Annotated in this window: 1 protein-coding gene; it reads left to right on the top strand. The window is 65.0% G+C overall.

The window, feature by feature from the left end; genetic code table 11:
- Positions 1-953, top strand: a 953-nt coding sequence (guaD, locus tag OP495_RS18935) for a guanine deaminase (protein WP_280571197.1), incomplete at both ends; no start/stop codon positions are given.

The raw sequence follows: 953 nt of genomic DNA, 5'->3' as shown, positions 1-953 counted from the left end.
ACGCCGATCCCGGCGAAGCGCCCACCCCGCAAGCCGATAGCCTGCGCTATTGGGAGGACGGCGCCGTGTGGGTAGAAGATGGCCGCATTCGCGCGGTCGACGACTTTTCCGTCCTCGCCGCGCATGTGCCCGAAAAGATCGAGCTCGTCGACTACCGCGGCAAGCTGATCATGCCGGGATTCATCGACAGCCACGTGCACTATTCGCAACTCGATATCATTGCCTCGTTCGGCCGTGAATTGCTCGACTGGCTCAACGACTACACCTTCCCCGCCGAATGCCGTTTCGCCGAACGCGCCCATGCCACAGATGTCGCCGAGCGCTTTCTCGACGAGATGCTGCGCGGCGGCACCACCACCGCCCAGGTCTTCTGCACCTCTCACCCTGGCTCGGTAGACAGCATCTTCAGTGCCGCCCAGCAACGGCGGCTGCGCCTGCTGGCAGGCAAGGTGCTGATGGATCGTCACGCCCCGGAGGCGCTCACCGACACCGCCACCGGCGGTATCCGCGATAGCGAGCGGCTCATCGCCGACTGGCACGGCAAGGATCGTCTGGCGTATTCGCTGACGCCGCGTTTCGCACCGACATCGAGTCGCGAACAGCTCGATGCCGTGGGTGGCGTACTGCGCAACGACCCAAGCCTGTATCTACAGAGCCATCTCTCGGAAAATCGGGGCGAGCTCGCCTGGGTCGCCGAGCTGTTTCCCGAATGTCGGGACTATCTCGCCGTCTACGAACGCTACGGGCTGGTCGGTCCGCGCAGCACCTACGCGCACGGCATCCATCTCTCCGCGGACGAGCGCACGCGGCTTGCAGATGCCGGTGCCAATATCGCCTTCTCGCCGACGTCCAACCTGTTTCTGGGCAGCGGGCTTTTCGATCGCCTCGCCACCCGTAACGCCGGCGTCATCACCTCGCTGGCCAGTGACGTGGGCGCCGGCACCGGGCTATGC

Origin of the sequence: Chromohalobacter sp. 296-RDG (genome assembly GCF_029889885.1) — a bacterium.
GTDB lineage: Bacteria > Pseudomonadota > Gammaproteobacteria > Pseudomonadales > Halomonadaceae > Chromohalobacter.
The sequence above is the reverse complement of the archived record's forward strand: the minus strand, read 5'-3'. Positions and strand labels throughout refer to the sequence as shown.